The organism is Bradyrhizobium sp. PRIMUS42, from assembly GCF_023006515.1.
Classification (GTDB): Bacteria; Pseudomonadota; Alphaproteobacteria; order Rhizobiales; family Xanthobacteraceae; genus Bradyrhizobium.
On the sequence record NZ_JALBGZ010001481.1, the window covers coordinates 1 to 588 of the forward strand.

Genomic DNA, 588 nt, shown 5'->3' on the forward strand with positions numbered 1-588 from the left:
CGCATGACCTCCGAGATCGCAAGCTCGCCGGCATTGGCCTCCTGGAGCCGCACGCCGCCGGTGTCGAACAGGATCAGCAGGTCTTGCTTGAGCGTGCGCGCGGCGCGCAGCAGCCCGGTGAGCTTGGCGCCGTGGACCTCACCGAAGGCGCCGCCCATGAAACGCCCCTCCTGTGCGGCGACGAGCACGGGCGTGCCGTCCAGACGGCCCCGACCGACGACGATGCCGTCGTCGAACTGTTCCGGCAGGTCGAAGATCGAAAGATGCGGGCTGATCTCGCGCTGCTCGGGACCGATGAATTCTAAGAAGCTGCCGGCATCGACCAGCGCGTCGACGCGCTGCCGGGCGCTTGCCTCGTACCAGCTCAGCGAGACATCATTGTAGGTCGCGGCTGTCATCGTTCCGGCTCCTCGATCTTGCGGACGCCCTGGGCAAGTCGTAGCGCCACCGTGTCGGGCCGGGCTCCGCCGTCATTGATGGAGATGCGCAACCCCCCGGCCGAGCGGCGGGCGGCGAAATCACGGACCACGGCGTCCCACACCGCGCCGAAGCCGTGGGCCGCGGTTGCGATGTTGATCGTGCACGTGT

Annotated in this window: 1 protein-coding gene and 1 pseudogene; both read right to left on the reverse strand. The window is 68.2% G+C overall.

The annotated features are described in order from the left end of the window. The coding region (locus MOV75_RS41190; protein ID WP_309487022.1) for a carboxyl transferase domain-containing protein at window positions 1–398 on the reverse strand (398 nt) is incomplete at its 3' end. Further along, window positions 395–588: pseudogene (locus MOV75_RS41195) on the reverse strand (malonate decarboxylase acyl carrier protein); the annotation flags it as partial. The gene MOV75_RS41190 and the pseudogene MOV75_RS41195, both read right to left, overlap by 4 nt.